Origin of the sequence: Sphingomonas sp. IC4-52, assembly GCF_020707225.1 — a bacterium.
Lineage (GTDB): Bacteria > Pseudomonadota > Alphaproteobacteria > Sphingomonadales > Sphingomonadaceae > Sphingomonas.
The window spans coordinates 169,701-186,052 of the sequence record NZ_JAJFEU010000003.1 but is presented as its reverse complement, the minus strand read 5'-3'; the positions used below and the strand labels follow the sequence as shown (position 1 = coordinate 186,052).

The window sequence follows — 16,352 nt, the reverse complement described above, 5'->3', positions numbered from 1 at the left end:
AGCCCTGTCAATAGTGACAGGTTAATCCGGCCGACTTAGCCCCTTTCCTTTCCCTGGCGGCTGCGCCAGTCTCCGACCTCGAAGCTCGTCAGGGGCGGGAGAGGAAGATGCGGATCGTATTTGCGCTGCTCGCAGCGGTGGCGCTCGTCTCGTGCAAGGCCAATAGTGGTGAAGACGGGACCGCGGCGGCAGATCGATCTGCCACCACGGGCGTCGGCAAGGTGGACGCGGCCCTGCTGACCAGTGGCGGTGATGGACGCGACTGGGCGATGACCGGCTACAATTATCAGGAGCAGCGCTTCTCCCCGCTGACGCAGATCAATGCGGAGAATGTCGGCCAGCTCGGCCTCGCCTGGTATGCGGACATGCCCGATGCGCGGGGACAGGAGGCGACGCCGGTCGTGGTGGACGGCAAGATGTTCGTCACCGGGCCCTGGTCCAAGGTGTTCGCTTTCGACGCCGCCACCGGTCAGAAACTGTGGGAATTCGACCCCAAGGTGAACCCGGAAAAGGGCGTTCAGGCCTGCTGTGACGTCGTCAACCGCGGCGTCGCGGCGTGGAAAGGCCGGCTCTATCTCGGCACCATCGACGGCCGCCTGATCGCGCTCGACGCTGCCACCGGCAAGCAGGATTGGTCAGTCCAGACGACCGACAATTCAAAGCCTTACACGATCACTGGCGCGCCGCGCGTGGTGAAGGGCATGGTCGTCATCGGCAACGGCGGCGCCGAATTCGGCGTGCGCGGCTATGTCACCGCCTATGACGCCGGTACCGGTGCCAAGAAGTGGCGCTTCTACACCGTCCCTAACCCCGCCGGCGCCAAGGACGGTGAGGCGAGCGACGCAGCGATGGCCAAGGTCGCGCCGACCTGGTCGGAAAACGGCCAGTGGAAGCAGTCCGGCGGCGGCGGCACCGTGTGGGATTCGATCGTCTACGACGCGGAGCTCGATCAGCTGTACCTGGGCGTCGGCAACGGCTCGCCCTGGAACCATGGCCTGCGCAGCGAGGGCAAGGGCGACAATCTCTTCCTCTCCTCGATCGTCGCGCTGAAGCCTGATACCGGCGAATATGTCTGGCATTATCAGGAGACGCCGGGCGAAACCTGGGACTTCACCGCTACCCAGCCGATCAACCTCGCCACGCTAAACATCGGCGGCCAGCAGCGCCGCGTGCTGATGCAGGCGCCCAAGAACGGCTTCTTCTACGTCATCGACCGCACCAACGGGAAGCTGATCAACGCTGGCCAGTTCATCCCGGGCGTCAATTGGGCGAGCGGCTATGACCTGAAGACCGGCCGGCCGATCGAGAACCCCGAAGCGCGCTATTACAAGACGGGCAAGCCGTTCCTCGCGGTGCCGAGCGCGATCGCCGCGCACAATTGGCAGCCGATGAGCTTCAATCCGCAGGCCGGCCTTGCCTATATCCCGGCGCAGATCGTCGGCTCGGCCTACCTCAATCCGTCGTCGGATCTGGATAAGGCGAAGCCACTTGGCTTCAACGTCGGCCAGGATCTCGGCAACGCCATGTATCCGCGCGATCCGGCAGCGGTGAAGCAGGCGATTGCCGGTGCCACCGGGCGGCTCGTCGCCTGGGATCCGGTCGCCAACAAGGCGCGCTGGACCGTGGATTATCCAACGCCGTGGAACGGCGGCACGATGACGACCGCGGGCAATCTCGTCTTCCAGGGAACGGCGCTGGGCGAGTTCCGTGCCTATGCCGCGGATACCGGAAAGCAGCTCTTCAGCTATCCGGTCGGCACCGGGATCATGGCCGGCGCGGCCACCTTCATGATCGGCAACGACCAATATGTCGCGGTGCTCGCCGGGCGCGGCGGCGCGCTGCCGCTGTCGATCGGCTATGCGATCGGCAAAGCCCGCGACGTGCCAAACGTCCCGCGCCTCTCGGTGTTCAAGCTCGGCGGAAAGGCCCAGCTGCCGGGAACACAACCGCAGGATTCGACCCCGGTGAACCTGCCCGAGAACAAGGCGACCCCGCAGCAAGTGGCGCAGGGACAGGCGCTGTTTGGCCGCTATTGCCAGGTCTGCCACGGCGCCAGTGCTGGCGGTGGCGGGGTGCTGCCGAACCTGCAGCGCTCGGCGACGCTCAGCGATCCAGACACGTGGAAGGCGATCCTCATCGACGGCATGTTGAAGGACAAGGGCATGGTGAGCTTCGCCCGGGTGCTGACGCCGGAGCAGGCTCAGCTGATCCGACTGTATGTGATCGACGAGGCGCATTGGGCTCAGAAGAACCTGGGCGGCGCGCAGAAGCAGGTGGCGCCAGCGCCGGCTGCTGCAAAGTCGCCGGTCCCAACCGGGGTGCGTTGATCCCGCAGCTGCTGCCCGTCTGATCAGTAGCACGGCAGCGGCGACCTGGAAGGTGCCGCGTAAAGCGGCACTTGGCCACCAAATGCCTGTTTTTCGGGCAGTAGCGACAAGCTGGTGTGGGCGAGTCGCTGCCTTGCCCTCTCGGCTCCCGGCTGGCACGTTCAATGCAAGCACCGATGGCGGGGCGAGGGTTCAAACCAGGGGTGGGCGTTTCCGCGTGAAGAAGATCGAAGCGATCATCAAGCCGTTCAAGCTCGACGAAGTGAAGGAGGCGCTCCACGAAGTGGGGGTGTCCGGCATCACCGTGACCGAAGCCAAGGGGTTCGGGCGGCAGAAGGGCCACACGGAACTGTACCGCGGTGCCGAGTATGTCGTCGACTTCCTGCCGAAGGTGAAGCTTGAGGTGGTGGTCGAGGACGGCCTGGTGGAACGGGTAGTGGAAGCCATCGCACAGGCGGCGCAAACCGGCCGCATCGGCGACGGCAAGATCTTCGTGATCCCGGTGGAAACTGCACTGCGCATTCGCACGGGTGAGCGCAACGACGACGCAATCTGAACCCTGATCACGTCATCCCGGCACAGCGCCGGGATCGCTCCGCAATGAAAAGAGACTCCGGTGTTTGCCGGGGTGACGCAGAGGAAAAGAGAGAACAAATGGCTACGACCGCCGCAGACGTCATCAAGCGCATCAAGGACGAAGAGATCGAGTGGGTCGACCTGCGCTTCACCGATCCCAAGGGCAAGTGGCAGCACCTCACAATGGTCGCCAGCGTGATGGGCGAGGACGAGTGGACCGATGGCCTGATGTTCGACGGCTCGTCGATCGAAGGCTGGAAGGCGATCAACGAGTCCGACATGATCCTGAAGCCGGATCTGGATGCGGTGTATACGGATCCTTTCTCTGCGACGCCGATGCTGATCGTGTTCTGCGACATTCTCGAGCCGTCGACCGGTGAAGGCTATGCGCGCGATCCGCGCACCACCGCGAAGCGCGCGGAGGCCTATGTCGCCTCCACGGGGATCGGCGACACCGTCTATGTCGGCCCGGAAGCCGAATTCTTCATGTTCGACAACGTGCAGTTCGACACGAACTATGCCGCGTCTTATTTCAAGATCGACGACATCGAGCTGCCGACTAATACCGGCCGGGAATATGAAGGCGGCAACCTTGCGCATCGCCCGCGTGCCAAGGGCGGCTATTTCCCCGTCGCGCCGGTCGACAGCGCCGTCGACATCCGTGGCGAAATGGTCTCGACCATGCTCGAAATGGGCCTGCCGTGCGACAAGCACCACCACGAGGTGGCTGCTGCGCAGCACGAGCTGGGCCTTACCTTCGGCACGCTGACCACCACCGCCGATCGCATGCAGATCTACAAGTATGTCGTGCATCAGGTCGCCCATGCTTATGGCAAGACGGCCACCTTCATGCCCAAGCCGATCAAGGAAGATAACGGCTCGGGCATGCACACCCACTTCTCGATCTGGGATGGCAAGAACCCGCTGTTCGCCGGCAACGGCTATGCCGGTCTATCGGACATGTGCCTCTACTTCATCGGCGGCATCATCAAGCACGCCAAGGCGCTGAATGCGTTCACCAACCCGACGACCAACAGCTACAAGCGACTGGTACCGGGCTACGAGGCACCGGTGCTGCTGGCCTATTCCAGCCGCAATCGCTCGGCCTCATGCCGCATTCCGTACGGCACGGGCGCCAAGTCTAAGCGGGTTGAGGTGCGCTTCCCAGACGCCATGGCGAATCCGTACCTCGCCTACGCGGCGCTGCTGATGGCTGGGCTCGACGGTATCCAGAACAAGATCCACCCAGGCGATGCGATGGACAAGAACCTCTACGACCTGCCGCCGGCAGAGCTCGCCGAGGTTCCGACCGTGGCCGCTTCGCTGCGTGAGGCGCTCGACAGCCTGCTCGCTGATCACGACTTCCTCCTCAAGGGCGACGTGTTCACCAAGGATCAGATCGAAGCTTATGTCGAACTGAAGTGGAGCGAAGTCGCCCGTTGGGAGATGACGCCGAGCCCGGTCGAGTTCGACATGTATTACAGCGCCTGATGCCCGACTGCGCACCGGCTCTAGCCGGAACGCGCTGACAGATGGCGGCCGCGCCTGACGGGCGGGGTGTTGGTTGAGGAGAGAGCGTCCCAACAGGGGCGCTCTTTTCTTTTTGGCAACGATGCGGTCACCGCAATTCACTCGACCCACCGGGCGGCGCGGCTAGAACGCCCTTATGTTCAACAACACGTCAACGCCGCTCTCGCTTTTGACCACCCGTCGCTCGGGCAAGCCGCGCGACCTGGCCGCACCCGGCCCGAACAAGGCGCAGCTTCAAGAGATGTGCGCCATTGCATGCCGCACGCCAGATCACGGCAAGCTGGCGCCGTGGCGGTTCGTGATCGTGGAGCCGGAGCAGCGGGACGCTTTCGCGGCACTTCTGGTAGATGCTTATCGAGCCGATCGCCCCGAGGCAAAGCGGCTGGAGATCGAGTCGATCGAGCAATTCGCACGGCAGGCGCCAGCCCTGGTAGTGGCGTTGTCGTCGCCGCGTACGGACAGCCAGATCCCCTTGTGGGAACAGGAATTGTCGACGGGTGCCGCCTGCATGAACCTGCTTCACGCGGCGCATGCCATGGGGTTCGCAGGTGGGTGGTTGACCACCTGGGCGGCGTTCAACGATCAGGTCCGCGACGCGTTTGGCGCCGCGCCCGAGCGGATTGCGGGGTTCATCTTCATCGGTACGCCGTCCCGCCCGCTAGAGGAGCGGCCCCGGCCCGATCTGACGCAAACCGTTCAGACTTGGTCGCGCTGAACCGTCAGCTTCGCCCCGCAAACATGAAGGCAGCGGCGCCCACCAGGCAGACGAAGGCGCCGGCATGGCGCCAGCTCAACTGCTCGCCAAGGACCAGCACTGCGAACACGCCGAAGACCAGGAGCGTGATTACCTCCTGCGCAACCTTCAACTGACCGCCAGTCCAGCCGCTCGCATAGCCGAGCCGGTTGGCGGGCACCGCGAAACAATATTCGACCAGCGCAATACACCAACTCAGCAAGATGACGGTGGGCAGCGGCTTCGCCATTCCACCCTTCAAATGCCAGTACCAGGCGATCGTCATGAAGACGTTGGAGATGAGCAGCAGCGCAATCGTGGGCATGTCGCCGGTCTAGGCGCGGACCTGCGAGCATTGAAGGCTATTTGCGGGTACCGCGACGTCAGTTCGGTGAAACTGCTGATCGGCTGCCGGCGTGGGGTAGGGGAACGAACCGATTGGAGTGATCTGGTGCTGGATATGCGTCGCGGTGCAGTCGTTCAGAAGCTGCTAACCGGGATCCCGGCGCCCTGCTGCGATGCTTGCAAAGTTAAGGGGCAGTGTTTGGGTTCGCCGCACTCGGCGCGGGTGACCGCGGTTTCAGTGTGGACTCGTACAGCCGCCAACTTCGTTGCCGGGCGGTCGCCCCGTCGATCGGACCGGCGCGGTGAAGGATCATCGAACCTGAGAGGGTAACGATATCGCCGTCTCGCAGCGTGCCTTTCACCGAAACAGGGACGGTCACGTAGCGCTGACCAGCGCCGGCGTCGATCCGGCCGGGCGCCCCGACCTCTGCTTCATATTTCCGATACTTGGCGAAGCTGGCGGCGAATGCATCGGTAGATAATCCCGAAGCGGCGCCCTCGCGGTCCCACAAGCTCCACGCCTCGTCGTACCGACGCTGGCCGATCAGGCGGTGATAAGTGCGCGCGACCTCAGCGGCTGCTTGCGCGTCAGGCTCTTCTGCTTCCGCCGCTCCGGCGCTTGCTGTGGCGGCCGGTGTTGAGGCAGGTGGTGTGGGCGAGGGCGCTGGCGCGGGCCGATTAGCCGTTGGATGGGCAGGGCCAGCACGATCGCCCAATTTCTCCCCGCGATAGTTGCCGATCGATTCGCGAGCAGTCTGCGCCGCATCGGCAATGTTGACCTCGTCCGACGGCTGTCTCGGCGAGCACGCAGGGCAGAGCAATGCAACCGCCGCGCCGAGATGCAGAACCGCTCCGCGCTCAGGAATTGAGCGCGATGTCATCGGGATCGTCGAGGTCTTCGTCGTCTTCGATCGACCCGTCGTCGAATTCATCCTGGACGATATCTTCGGCAACGTCATCATCGTCCTGATCGGCGTCGTCGTCCTGCTCGCCGATTTCATTGTCGAGCATGACAAGATCATCCTCTTCGACGTCGTCGATGTCATCGATATCGATGTCAGGATCGAGATCGGTGATGATCGTGCCGTCGCCCGGGCCGTCCCGGGTTGCTTCGAGGATTTCGGCACGCTGGCTTTCGTCGTAGCCGTCCTCGTCAAAACCGTGATCGTCTGCGCCGTGGCTGGTCACCTGATGGCCGCCCATGATCTTTCCTCCTGATCGTGCCCTGTCGAACGGATGCACACCATGCCGGGTTCCGGGCGGCTTCGGTGGAACGCCCCTGCGGTCTTTGTAGGGGGGCAGGAACAGCGCTGTTCGGCCACGCAACGTCGGGCATCGGCCGCCTGCCGGCGACATTCGGCCTCCGGGTGGAGAGTTTCGGCCACACTGGCGGCGCAAACAGCGCTGGCCTATGTAGCGGCCATTCCGCTGTTCCACGAAGGCGTTAGTGATGCTTGATACACCGTTGGCCAAGGTGCCGACGCTGAGCCTGGCCGACCAGGCTCACAACCCCGACCGATTTGCAGAAGATCTGGGCGGATCATTCCGCCGGTTCGGGTTCGCCATTGTTGCCGACCACGGCATTCCGCAGGATCTGATCGCGCGCGCCTGGGCCCAGACCGAAGCGCTGTTTGCACTGCCTGACGATGAGAAGCGCCGTTACTTCATCGAAGGTGCGGGCGGTGCGCGTGGCTATACGCCGTTCAAGACGGAGATCGCCAAGGACGCCAAGCACGTCGACCTGAAGGAATTCTGGCACGTCGGGCGCGAGTTGCCGGCGGGGCATCATTACGAAAGCGAGATGCCGGCGAACGTCTGGCCAGCGCGGCCCGACGGGTTCAAGGACACGTTCCTGGAGCTGTTCCGCGCGTTCGACACTGCCGGCGACAAGCTGCTGTCCGCAATCGCGCGCCATCTCGGCCTCGCGCCGAACTGGTTCGATCCGGCCGTGAAGGACGGCAATTCGGTGCTTCGCCTGCTGCATTATCCGCCAATCCCGGTGGACGCGGAAGGCGTGCGTGCCGGCGCGCACGAGGACATCAACCTCATCACCCTGTTGCTGGGCGCTGAGGAAGCGGGGTTGGAACTGCTGGACCGCGATTCGGGCGCGTGGCTGGCCATCAAGCCGCCAGAAGGCGCCATGGTCGTCAACGTCGGTGACATGCTGCAGCGGCTGACCAACCATGTTCTGCCGTCCACGACGCACAGGGTGGTCAATCCGCCGCCGGAGCGCCGCGGGCATTCGCGCTATTCGATGCCGTTCTTTCTGCATCCAGCGCCCGACTTCCTGATCGAAACGCTGCCGCAGACGATCACGCCGGATAACCCCAATCGTTATCCCACGCCGATCACCGCCAATGGTTATCTGCATGAGCGACTGGTCGAGATCGGCCTGATCAAGAAGTGAAAACGGGGCGGGGCATCAAAGCTCCGCCCTTTTTCGTACGGGCATCAACACAATATCGACCTGACCCCGGCTGCGCTCCCGTCCGCATCGGTGCCGGGAACGATCAGCCCAGGGGCAACGCGTTACGCCCTGCCTCAGCGACTCGCGAGAAACGTCTTGAGGTCCGGCTCGACCGGGTTGTTTGCGGCTGCGGTCATCTGCGCATCACTGCGCGGCGCCAACATGTCACCGGAGAAGGCCATGTCGGTCACCTCCACCGTCGCGCCCAGCTCCGTGGCGGTAAAGAGCTTCTTGGCGAAGGCCGTTGGCACCCGGATGCAGCCGTGCGACGCGGGAAAGCCCGGGTTCTTGCCGGCGTGGATGGCGATGCCATCCCAGGTCAGCCGCTGCATGAAAGGCATGGGCGCGTTGTCATACAGATTGGAGTGGTGCATCTGCTTCTTCTGCAGGATGGTGAAAACGCCGACGGGCGTCTCCTTTCCTTCCTTGCCGGTCGAAACAGTCGAGACCGCCACGAGGTTATCACCCCGATAAACATAGGCTTTCTGGTCAGGGATACTGATCAGGATGCTGACGGGCCCGGCCGCCACGTCCTGTTCCCACAGATATTCGCCCGGCGTGAGGCTGGCGGCAGCCTCCACCAGAGCAACGCCAGACGCATTGCCGACGACGGAAGCCGTTGACGTTTCCGCCAAAGCAGGCATAGATGTGAAGGCTGCCATTCCGAGGGCAGCCGGCAACAGCGCGCGAATCAAGCGCATGGTGCGACCCCTTTCGATGTGGGGGCCCGATCAGCCGGGCCGTCGCATCATAAACGCGTACTCTTGAAATTGGTGCCATGCGATGAACCGCGTCATATGCGCGGTGGATGGGCCGTGCCGGACCGCCCGTTTACGGAAAGGGCGGAGATTATTCACCTTTTTCCTGCTATAACCGTCGCATACCGGGAACGGGGATAGCAAAATCGATGGCGAAATTGGGTGAAACGGCGCCGACGCGTCGTGGCTTGCTGAAGACGGCTGGCGCGCTGGCCGGGGCGATGGTGGTACCGGATGCGGTCTCCGCGGCGATGCGCGCGGCCGAGTCGCAGCCGCGACCGCTAACTCCGTCTGCGCTGGCACCGGTGCGCCCTGCGCCGCGCGTGGTGCCGAGCTCGCCGCGAGTCGTTCGCCCTGACCTGATGCGTCAGGCGCTGGCGGCGCTTGAGCGCCATGGCAATACCATCAAGATGCGCGACCGGATCGTCATCGCAGACTTTTCGGCGCCGTCGTCGCAGCGCCGCTTCCACTTCATCGACCTGGTCAGCGGCAAGAGCGTGTCCAAGCTGGTGGCACACGGAAGCGGATCGGATCCGAGCCACACTGGCTATCTGCAGCGCTTCTCGAACCTCAATGGGTCGAATGCCTCCTGCGAGGGCGCCTTCCTCGCGGACAATTACTACGTCGGCAAGCACGGCAAGTCGCAGCGTCTGATCGGCCTCGATCCGACCAACAACAATGCGCTGGCGCGTGCCATCGTGGTTCATGGCGCGTGGTATTCGAACGAGGATATGCTGCGGACCCATGGCCGGCTCGGCCGCAGCCAGGGCTGCTTTGCCGTTGGCGAGCGCGAGCTGGCCGAAGTGTTCGAGCGGCTGGGCCAGGGCCGGATGATCTACGCCGCGAAGGTATAACGCTGGCGGGCACGTCGGGCGCGGCCGATCAGCCGCGCCCATAACAATTCCTCCAAACCGGCATGGCCCAGCCCCAAGTGCGGCGGGCGAACGGCGAGGGCGTCCCCCAGGCTGAGGGTGCCGGCGCGCAGCGAGCGGCGCGATACATCGGCCCAGCGCCGCGCCGTGGCCCAACGAACCAACCGTATGTCGGCCGCGCGCCAGGGCCGCTCCGCAAGGAACGCCTCCTGAAGGCGGACCAGATAGTTGCCGAGCGCTGCCAGCGTGGCACGATCCGGCACCGGCTGGCCATGCATGAGATGTTCCACCACCAGCGCAGCTGCGGGTTCAGCCTGTTCCCCTAGAAGCGGCGTATAGGCGCCGGCGAGAACCTGTCGCGCGCTGGCCAGCATCCTGTCCTCATAACGCTGCGACGCGCCGCCGGCGTGGCGGCGGTAGGCAAGGAGCGGCGTGTCGATGCGGGCAATCTCGCCCAGCGCCGCCATGCGGTGATAGAGGTCGAAATCCTCGGCATAGAGGATGTCCGGCCTGGTGAACGGGTTGAGACGCCGGGCCGCATCCATTCTTACCATCACCGACGACCACACGAACGGATTTTCGATCCGGATCAGCCAGCGAAGCAGAGCGGGCGTGGTGTGGGCCACGTGGGGCGAGGGCAGCAGGCGGGCACCCTCCAGCACCTCTGTCGCGCTGGCGAGCAGAACGGTTTCGGGGTGGGCGTCGAGATAGGCGATTTGCCGCGCGAACCGGTCGGGCAGGCAGAGATCGTCCTGGTCCAGGCCAGCGACATATCTGCCTCGCGCTTCCGCAAACGCGCGGTTGCGCGCGCGGACCGGCCCGCCGTTCTGGTCTAGCGCGATCATGCGAACGCGTGGATCTGGCCATGCGCGCAGCACCTCGCGCGTTTCGTCCTGGGAGCAATCGTCGACAACGATCACCTCGAAATCGGTGAACGTCTGCTTCTGCAAGGTGGCGAGGGTCGCCGGCAGCAGATCGGCGCCATTATAGGCGGCCATGATCACGCTGACGACGGGCGGGCCGCTCACGCCGCCGCCTTTGCCTGTCCGGCCAGCAGCTGATCCACGATCATCATGCCCACGTCATTCTGCCAGAGCCAAAGGCCGTTCGCCTGACCGACGAAGCTAGCCTCTCCACCCAGCTTGCCATGAGGAACAAAGCCGGCGGCAAGCCCAATGCCGTACAGGCTGGGGAGGGGCGCTCCCGCGGCGTCGCGGATCCGGCAGGCACCATCCACCATCGGGGCGCCGGCATGTGCGGCAAGCGCGAGCGGGCGGCCGTCTGCGTCCTCCAGCGGCAGCGCGCGCGGGCGGTAGCCCATGGCAGCGATGACCAGATCGGCCGTGCCAAGGATGTCGCGTGCGGCGGCATCATCGTCTCCGGTGACGCGATGCAGCGCGATCCGCGGCTCTGGCGCGCGTCCGTCGATCCCGAGCATGCGAAGCACGAGCTCGCGAGCCTCCAACCGGAAACCGGCGAGGCGATAGACGAAGCCGGAGACCGGGCAGATGTCGTCCGGCCCGAAATCGGTGAACCCTTCGGCGTGGGCGGCTTCCACCGAATGGTAGAACGGGCGCAGGGGGCGGCGGTGGAGCAGGGTGATGCCGCCGGCGCCGAACGGCAGCGCCGGACGCTCCCGCAGCAGCAGCGCAACCGTGGTGAGCGCGCTGGTCGATCCACCGATCACGGCGACGCGCGGCGCCCGTTTGCCGGATAGCAGATCCGCGACCATCTCGAAGCCGCCGCGAGCGAGCACCGAATCCGACTGAACAAGGCGATCGCCGGCCATGTCGACCAGCGATGCGCCCGCCACGCGTTGCGTGACGAGCCGGTCGAGCGGCTGATGTCCGCCAGTGGCGATCACCAGATTTCGCGCCACGCGCTCAACATCCCGGTGGGTGGTCGTATCGCGCAGGCGCACATGCCACCGCCCGTCCTTGTGCCGGGCGCTCAGGGCCTCCATCCCGGTCATCACCGTGCCGCCATGCGCCGTGACGCTGGCGTGAAGGCGATCGCCGATGGCGCGCAGGAGGGGGCCAACCTCCGCCAGTGGTACGCCGAGCGAGGCACGGTGGCGAGCCACCGCCAGGGCGGCAGGGTGATCGGCAAGAGCGGCAATCGCCGGATCGGCGTTGCCCTCAATGGCGCTCAGGAAGGTTTGCGCCGTTGAATCGGAGGTGATCGCATAGCGGCCCAACTGGCCGCCGCCGATCGATCCATCCCGCTCCACCACGATGAGGCCGCGGGAAAGATCGGGGAGGAGGCCGTGGCGGCTGGCGGCGGTGAGCAGCGCAGTACCGGCCGGGCCGCCGCCGATGATCATGGTTTCCGCGACCGGTGGCGGCGCGGCAGGGATCGACCTTGGCTTGAGCGCGACGATGCGGTCCAGGGTTTCAACAACGCGGGCCACGTCGCTGGTCGTCATCGTGTCCGACAGCGGTAGCGAAAGGAGCCGGCTGCCCACCATGTCGGCGACGGGCGTAGGCTCGATCTGCGCAACGCCGCGGACCCAGGGCTGCTCCCCCAGATGCGGGCTGAAATACTTGCCCGCGCCAATGCCTTCCTCGCCCAGCCGGGCGATGATTGTGTCGCGTTCATGCGTGCGTTCGGAGGGCAGCAGCAGCGGGAAGAAACCGAGCGCCTGCCGACCGGCGCGGCGCGGCTGCGCCGTGTAGCGGCCGGCGATCGCATCACGGTAGGCGTCGGCCAACTGGTCGCGGTGGCGAGCAATGCGTGCGAAATCGTCCAACCGTGCCTGGGCCACCAGCGCCATGGCCTCGGGCATCTTGGCGTTCAGGCCCGGCAAGGTCGCCGTGCGCGGCGCGGTGAAGCCGAAATTGGCCATCGCCCGCAGCCGCTCGATCCGGTCCTCGTCCGCGCAATGGATGAGGCCGCCCTCCTGCGTGGCGAATGGCTTGGTCGCGTGCATCGAGAACACGACAGGAAAGGGAGCGCCGGCGCCGAAGCCGAGCCCAGTGGCATCGGTGGTGCCGAGCGAGGCGGCGGCATCGATCACCACAGCCACGCCGAAGCGGCGGGAGAGCCAGCGGTAACGGTCGAGGTCGATGCCGAAGCCGAAGGTCGCATAGGGGACGAGGGCAGCGATCTGCGCGCCGTAGCGCTCCAGCAAGCGCTCCTCCTCATCAGCGGCGGCGCTCCAATCGTCAGCATCGACGTCGCAGACGAGCGGCGTCAGTCCTGCCCACCACGCCGCCTGCGCGGTCGCGGCAAAGGTCATTGCCGGCATCAAGGCGAAACGCCCCGCGGGCCCGTCGCTGACAGCATCGCGCAAAGAGATCATCAGGCCGAGCGTGGCATTGGCGACCGCCAGACAGGCACCGCGGCCACCGAACAGCCGGCGCGTCGCATCCGCCTCAAAGGCGCGGAGGACTGGGCCGTTATTGCTGTAGATCCCGGAATCCTCGATCCGGGTGAGCGCATCGGTTAGAGCGCTCAGCCGCGGCGGATGTGGCGTGATCAACGGCAGACGCTTCATGGACGGTACTTCCTCCCCGTCCATGAGCTTGGCGGAGGCGGCCTAAGACTTGGTTACCCGCCGGTCATATTCGGCCAGCTCATAGGCGATCGACGCCTCAACCAGATCATCCCACAATTCCCCAATCGCCTGTTCGGGAAGGCCGGCGGCGGCGGCATGGGCGCGGGCGTTGGCGATTACTTGCGCCTTGCGCGCCTCGTCTCGCACCTGCCCACGCTCCGGCTTGATGCGGGCGGCGGCGTCCATATAGTCGAAGCGGCGGCGCAGCAGCGCGATGAGCTCGCGATCGACCTGGTCGACCCCGGCGCGTACTTCGGCCATGGTGCTGCATTCTGGTCCGGAAAGGATCGTCATCCGCGCGCCTTGGCGGGGCAGGCCGCGGCTGTCCAGCTTGACTTCGCAGGCGGCTGTGCGTAGGCGCGCCGCTTCGCGATCGCCCCTGCACTCCGGTGAAGCAGGTGGCCTGTCCGCCAGATGGCGGCCGGTGCGATACCGGGACCAACGTTGTTAGCAAATCGAAGGAAAGACGATGTCGAAGCGCCATAGCGCCAAGCACAAGCTCGACCGCCGTTTGGGCGAGAACATCTGGGGCCGTCCGAAGAGCCCGGTGAACAAGCGTGAATACGGCCCGGGCCAGCACGGCCAGCGCCGCAAGGGCAAGGTGTCGGACTTCGGCATCCAGCTGCGCGCCAAGCAGAAGCTGAAGGGCTATTACGGCGACGTCACCGAGAAGCAGTTCCGCCACTGCTACGACGAAGCTGCCCGGATGAAGGGTGACACTTCGCAGAACCTGATCGGCCTGCTCGAGCGTCGCCTGGACATGATCGTGTACCGCGCGAAGTTCGCGCCGACGATCTTCGCTGCCCGCCAGCTCGTCAGCCACGGCCACGTTTACGTGAACGGCGTGAAGTGCAACATTGCGTCGCGTCGCTGCGCGGTGAACGACGAAATCACCATCGGCAAGAAGGCGCAGGAAATGGCGCTGGTGCTCGAGGCGCAGAACCTGGCCGAGCGTGACGTTCCTGACTATGTCGTCCAGGACGGCACCACCAAGGTGACCTTCATCCGCGTACCGACGCTGGACGAAGTGCCGTATCCGGTGAAGATGGAACCGAACCTGGTGGTCGAGTTCTACAGCCGCTGATCTGATGCTCCGGTGCGAGCCGGAGTGTCACCGCCTCGGCGGAGTGGAAAAGAAAAGGGCGGTCCTGCGGGGCCGCCCTTTTCCTTTGCTTACAGGCCCAGCGACTTGCGCAGGAAGGTGTCCGACCGTTCCAGCATGTCGGCACGCGCGGCGCCGTCGTCCAGCGAATGGGCAAGCCCCTTATATTCGACCAGTTCGACGCTCTTGCCGGCGCTGCGCAGCGCACGTTCCATCAGGCGTGCTTCCTCGATTTCGACATTGAGGTCGAGGTCGCCGTGGAACATCAGAACGGGCGCGCGGATCGCCGCTGCATTTTGCGCGGGGGAGCCTTCCCGGACATGGGGGCCTTCGCCGACCATGCGCACAACCTGCGGGTAATTCGCCCGTTCAAAGAATTCCTGCTTCCAGGCGGCAAGGTCGGTTACCGGCGCCACGGCGATGACCGCCTTGTACAGATCGGGGTCAACGACGCCTGACTGGAGCGCGGCATAGCCGCCATATGACCAACCGACGATCGCGAGCTTGCCGTGGCGTGCGATCCCGGAGGACAAGAGCCAGCGGCCGGCGTCATTCACGTCGCCGATCGCCGTGCGCCACGACTTGAAGCCATTGTCGGCGAACCAGTCCGAGCCATAGCCCGTAGAGCCACGGAAGTTGGGTTGCAGCACCGCGAAGCCGCGCGCCGCGAAGAACTGTGCCCACCAGTCGAAGCCCCATTCGTCACGCGCCGAGGGCCCACCGTGCGGCATGACAATGGCGGGCAGGTTCTTGCCGTCACTGTTGACCGGCAGGGTCAGGTAGCCCGGGATCTTCGTTCCGTCGGCGGCCGGAAAGGTAACCGGCTTCATGGTTGCGAGTGGCACCCCCGCCAGTTCGGCCCGAATGGGCAGCACCTCCGCGAGTTTCCGGTTCTGCTTTTCGAAAAGGTAGAAGGTGCCCGGGTGGGTATCTCCCCCGGCGAACATCAGCAGTTTGCTTTCGTCGGTGCTGGCGTCGACGAAGCTGACGAGCGGCTGCTTGGGCAGTGCCTTGGCAAGCGACTTCGACAAAGCGGCCAGTTCCGTGTCAAAGAACTGGGGCTGCCGGAAATCAGTGGCAATGCTTGCCCCAACGACGCGGCGGTGCCGACCGATCTGGATCAGATCATCGACGTCCACCTGCGTATTGGCGAGCACAAGATCGCGCCGCATCGATCCGTCCAGCGCCACTTTCCAGAGCGCCTGCCGACCGTTGTAATCGTCAAAGCCGAAGGCGACGTTCAGCTTGGGATCCACCGCATAAGGGTTGAAGCCCTTGTAGCGTCCGCCGAGTAGCTCGAGCTTGGACAGCGGCTCCCATGTCCGTGACTCCGGCTTTCGATAGAAATAGTTGATCTCGTTGGCAGAATAGCCAGTTCCGGCGATCGGCCGCACGCCCATGATGCGGACCGTGCCGACCCCGTCGCTGATATATTCGACCGCATCGCGCTTCGCGCGCTCGACGGGCCGACGCTGAAGCGTTTTCAGATCGACCCGCTCCACGCCCAGACCTTCGTCATTCTTCTGAATGACCCGGTCGATCGAGCTTTCCGGAACATATTGCCGGGCAACCAGGACAGTTCCCTTGCCATCGCCGGTGAGGTCAAGGACGCGCCCACCGTCGCCGTGAAAGTACAAGGAGCGCTCGTTCACCCGGGCGGTGATGAGTTTGAAATCCTTGCCATCAGCATTGATCGCGAACAGGCGCGTATAGCCTTCGATCAGGTTGGAATTGCGCGTCATCACGACGGCACGGCAGACCAGGCGCTCTGTCGTGGCCCATTGGCAGCTTGCCAGCTTTTCGGGATTTCCGCTCGTCTGCATGATCGAGACAGGCTCACCGCCCTTGGCAGGATCGGCGATCATCAGCGCTGCACCCCTGGTGCCCGCCGGTACGATCATGGCAACGCGACTTCCATCCGGCGAAAGGCTGATCTGGCTGATGCCCTCCCGTGCGCCGAACGCCCGAGCCAATGGCGCGGCACCTTGCGCGTGCGCTGCAACCGGCGACGCAGCCGCCAACAACGCCGCGACAAGCGCGCGCGACTTCACTCTTATTGTCATGGTCTTGATTTCCCCCCCGGAAG

15 protein-coding genes are annotated in these 16,352 nt (G+C 64.8%); 7 read left to right on the top strand and 8 right to left on the bottom strand.

Annotated elements, in window-relative coordinates; genetic code table 11:
- Positions 1-107 precede the first annotated feature (107 nt).
- From LK535_RS09795 to LK535_RS09780, 4 genes are all read left to right on the top strand, one after another.
- Positions 108-2,327, top strand: a complete 2,220-nt coding sequence (locus LK535_RS09795) for a PQQ-dependent dehydrogenase, methanol/ethanol family (protein ID WP_227771724.1) — start codon at positions 108-110, stop codon at positions 2,325-2,327.
- A gap of 217 nt (positions 2,328-2,544) precedes the next feature.
- Complete coding sequence (locus LK535_RS09790; protein WP_088331109.1) at positions 2,545-2,883, top strand: P-II family nitrogen regulator; 339 nt, start codon at positions 2,545-2,547, stop codon at positions 2,881-2,883.
- 98 nt (positions 2,884-2,981) lie between these two features.
- Positions 2,982-4,394, top strand: coding sequence for a type I glutamate--ammonia ligase (gene glnA, locus LK535_RS09785; RefSeq protein WP_227771723.1), 1,413 nt, complete (start codon positions 2,982-2,984; stop codon positions 4,392-4,394).
- A gap of 175 nt (positions 4,395-4,569) precedes the next feature.
- On the top strand, positions 4,570-5,148 hold the full coding sequence (locus tag LK535_RS09780) for a nitroreductase (protein ID WP_227771722.1): 579 nt from the start codon (positions 4,570-4,572) through the stop codon (positions 5,146-5,148).
- A 4-nt stretch (positions 5,149-5,152) separates the two neighbouring features.
- Here LK535_RS09780 and LK535_RS09775 read toward each other — a convergent pair whose 3' ends face one another.
- The 3 genes from LK535_RS09775 to LK535_RS09765 all read right to left on the bottom strand — a co-directional run bounded on the left by LK535_RS09775 (position 5,153) and on the right by LK535_RS09765 (position 6,714).
- Positions 5,153-5,491: a DMT family protein gene (locus LK535_RS09775; protein ID WP_227771721.1), complete on the bottom strand. Its 339-nt coding sequence runs from the start codon at positions 5,489-5,491 to the stop codon at positions 5,153-5,155.
- A 205-nt stretch (positions 5,492-5,696) separates the two neighbouring features.
- A complete protein-coding gene (locus LK535_RS09770; RefSeq protein ID WP_227771720.1) occupies positions 5,697-6,392 on the bottom strand; it encodes a hypothetical protein in 696 nt (231 codons plus the stop codon).
- The gene (locus tag LK535_RS09765) at positions 6,370-6,714 is read right to left on the bottom strand and encodes a DNA primase (protein ID WP_227771719.1); all 345 of its coding nucleotides are present in this window, start codon (positions 6,712-6,714) and stop codon (positions 6,370-6,372) included. Before LK535_RS09765 ends, LK535_RS09770 begins: the two co-directional genes overlap by 23 nt.
- A 247-nt stretch (positions 6,715-6,961) precedes the next feature.
- On the opposite strand from LK535_RS09765, the gene LK535_RS09760 reads away from it, so the two are divergent.
- On the top strand, positions 6,962-7,918 hold the full coding sequence (locus LK535_RS09760) for an isopenicillin N synthase family dioxygenase (protein ID WP_227771718.1): 957 nt from the start codon (positions 6,962-6,964) through the stop codon (positions 7,916-7,918).
- Positions 7,919-8,052: 134 nt separating this feature from the next.
- On the opposite strand, the gene LK535_RS09755 is transcribed toward LK535_RS09760, so the two are convergent.
- On the bottom strand, positions 8,053-8,679 hold the full coding sequence (locus LK535_RS09755; protein ID WP_415837119.1) for a L,D-transpeptidase family protein: 627 nt from the start codon (positions 8,677-8,679) through the stop codon (positions 8,053-8,055).
- A 206-nt stretch (positions 8,680-8,885) separates the two neighbouring features.
- Here LK535_RS09755 and LK535_RS09750 point away from each other — a divergent pair, with 206 nt between their 5' ends.
- Complete coding sequence (locus LK535_RS09750) at positions 8,886-9,590, top strand: murein L,D-transpeptidase catalytic domain family protein (RefSeq protein ID WP_227771716.1); 705 nt, start codon at positions 8,886-8,888, stop codon at positions 9,588-9,590.
- Here the strand turns inward: LK535_RS09750 and LK535_RS09745 are convergent.
- Genes LK535_RS09745 through LK535_RS09735 form a run of 3 tightly spaced genes read right to left on the bottom strand, consistent with a single transcriptional unit; the run spans position 9,572 to position 13,458 of the window.
- Positions 9,572-10,636, bottom strand: coding sequence for a glycosyltransferase family 2 protein (locus LK535_RS09745; protein ID WP_227771715.1), 1,065 nt, complete (start codon positions 10,634-10,636; stop codon positions 9,572-9,574). The two genes, LK535_RS09750 and LK535_RS09745, sit on opposite strands and share 19 nt — an antisense overlap.
- On the bottom strand, positions 10,633-13,104 hold the full coding sequence (locus LK535_RS09740) for a DegT/DnrJ/EryC1/StrS family aminotransferase (RefSeq protein WP_227771714.1): 2,472 nt from the start codon (positions 13,102-13,104) through the stop codon (positions 10,633-10,635). The genes LK535_RS09745 and LK535_RS09740 overlap by 4 nt, the downstream gene beginning before the upstream one ends.
- A 42-nt stretch (positions 13,105-13,146) precedes the next feature.
- Complete coding sequence (locus LK535_RS09735) at positions 13,147-13,458, bottom strand: chorismate mutase (RefSeq protein ID WP_227771713.1); 312 nt, start codon at positions 13,456-13,458, stop codon at positions 13,147-13,149.
- Between the two features lie 175 nt (positions 13,459-13,633).
- Here LK535_RS09735 and rpsD point away from each other — a divergent pair, with 175 nt between their 5' ends.
- Entirely contained in the window at positions 13,634-14,248 is a 615-nt protein-coding gene (gene rpsD / locus LK535_RS09730) for a 30S ribosomal protein S4 (RefSeq protein ID WP_088367976.1), read from the top strand.
- A gap of 89 nt (positions 14,249-14,337) precedes the next feature.
- On the opposite strand, the gene LK535_RS09725 is transcribed toward rpsD, so the two are convergent.
- Entirely contained in the window at positions 14,338-16,329 is a 1,992-nt protein-coding gene (locus tag LK535_RS09725; RefSeq protein WP_227771712.1) for an alpha/beta hydrolase family protein, read from the bottom strand.
- Between the last annotated feature and the right edge of the window lie 23 nt (positions 16,330-16,352).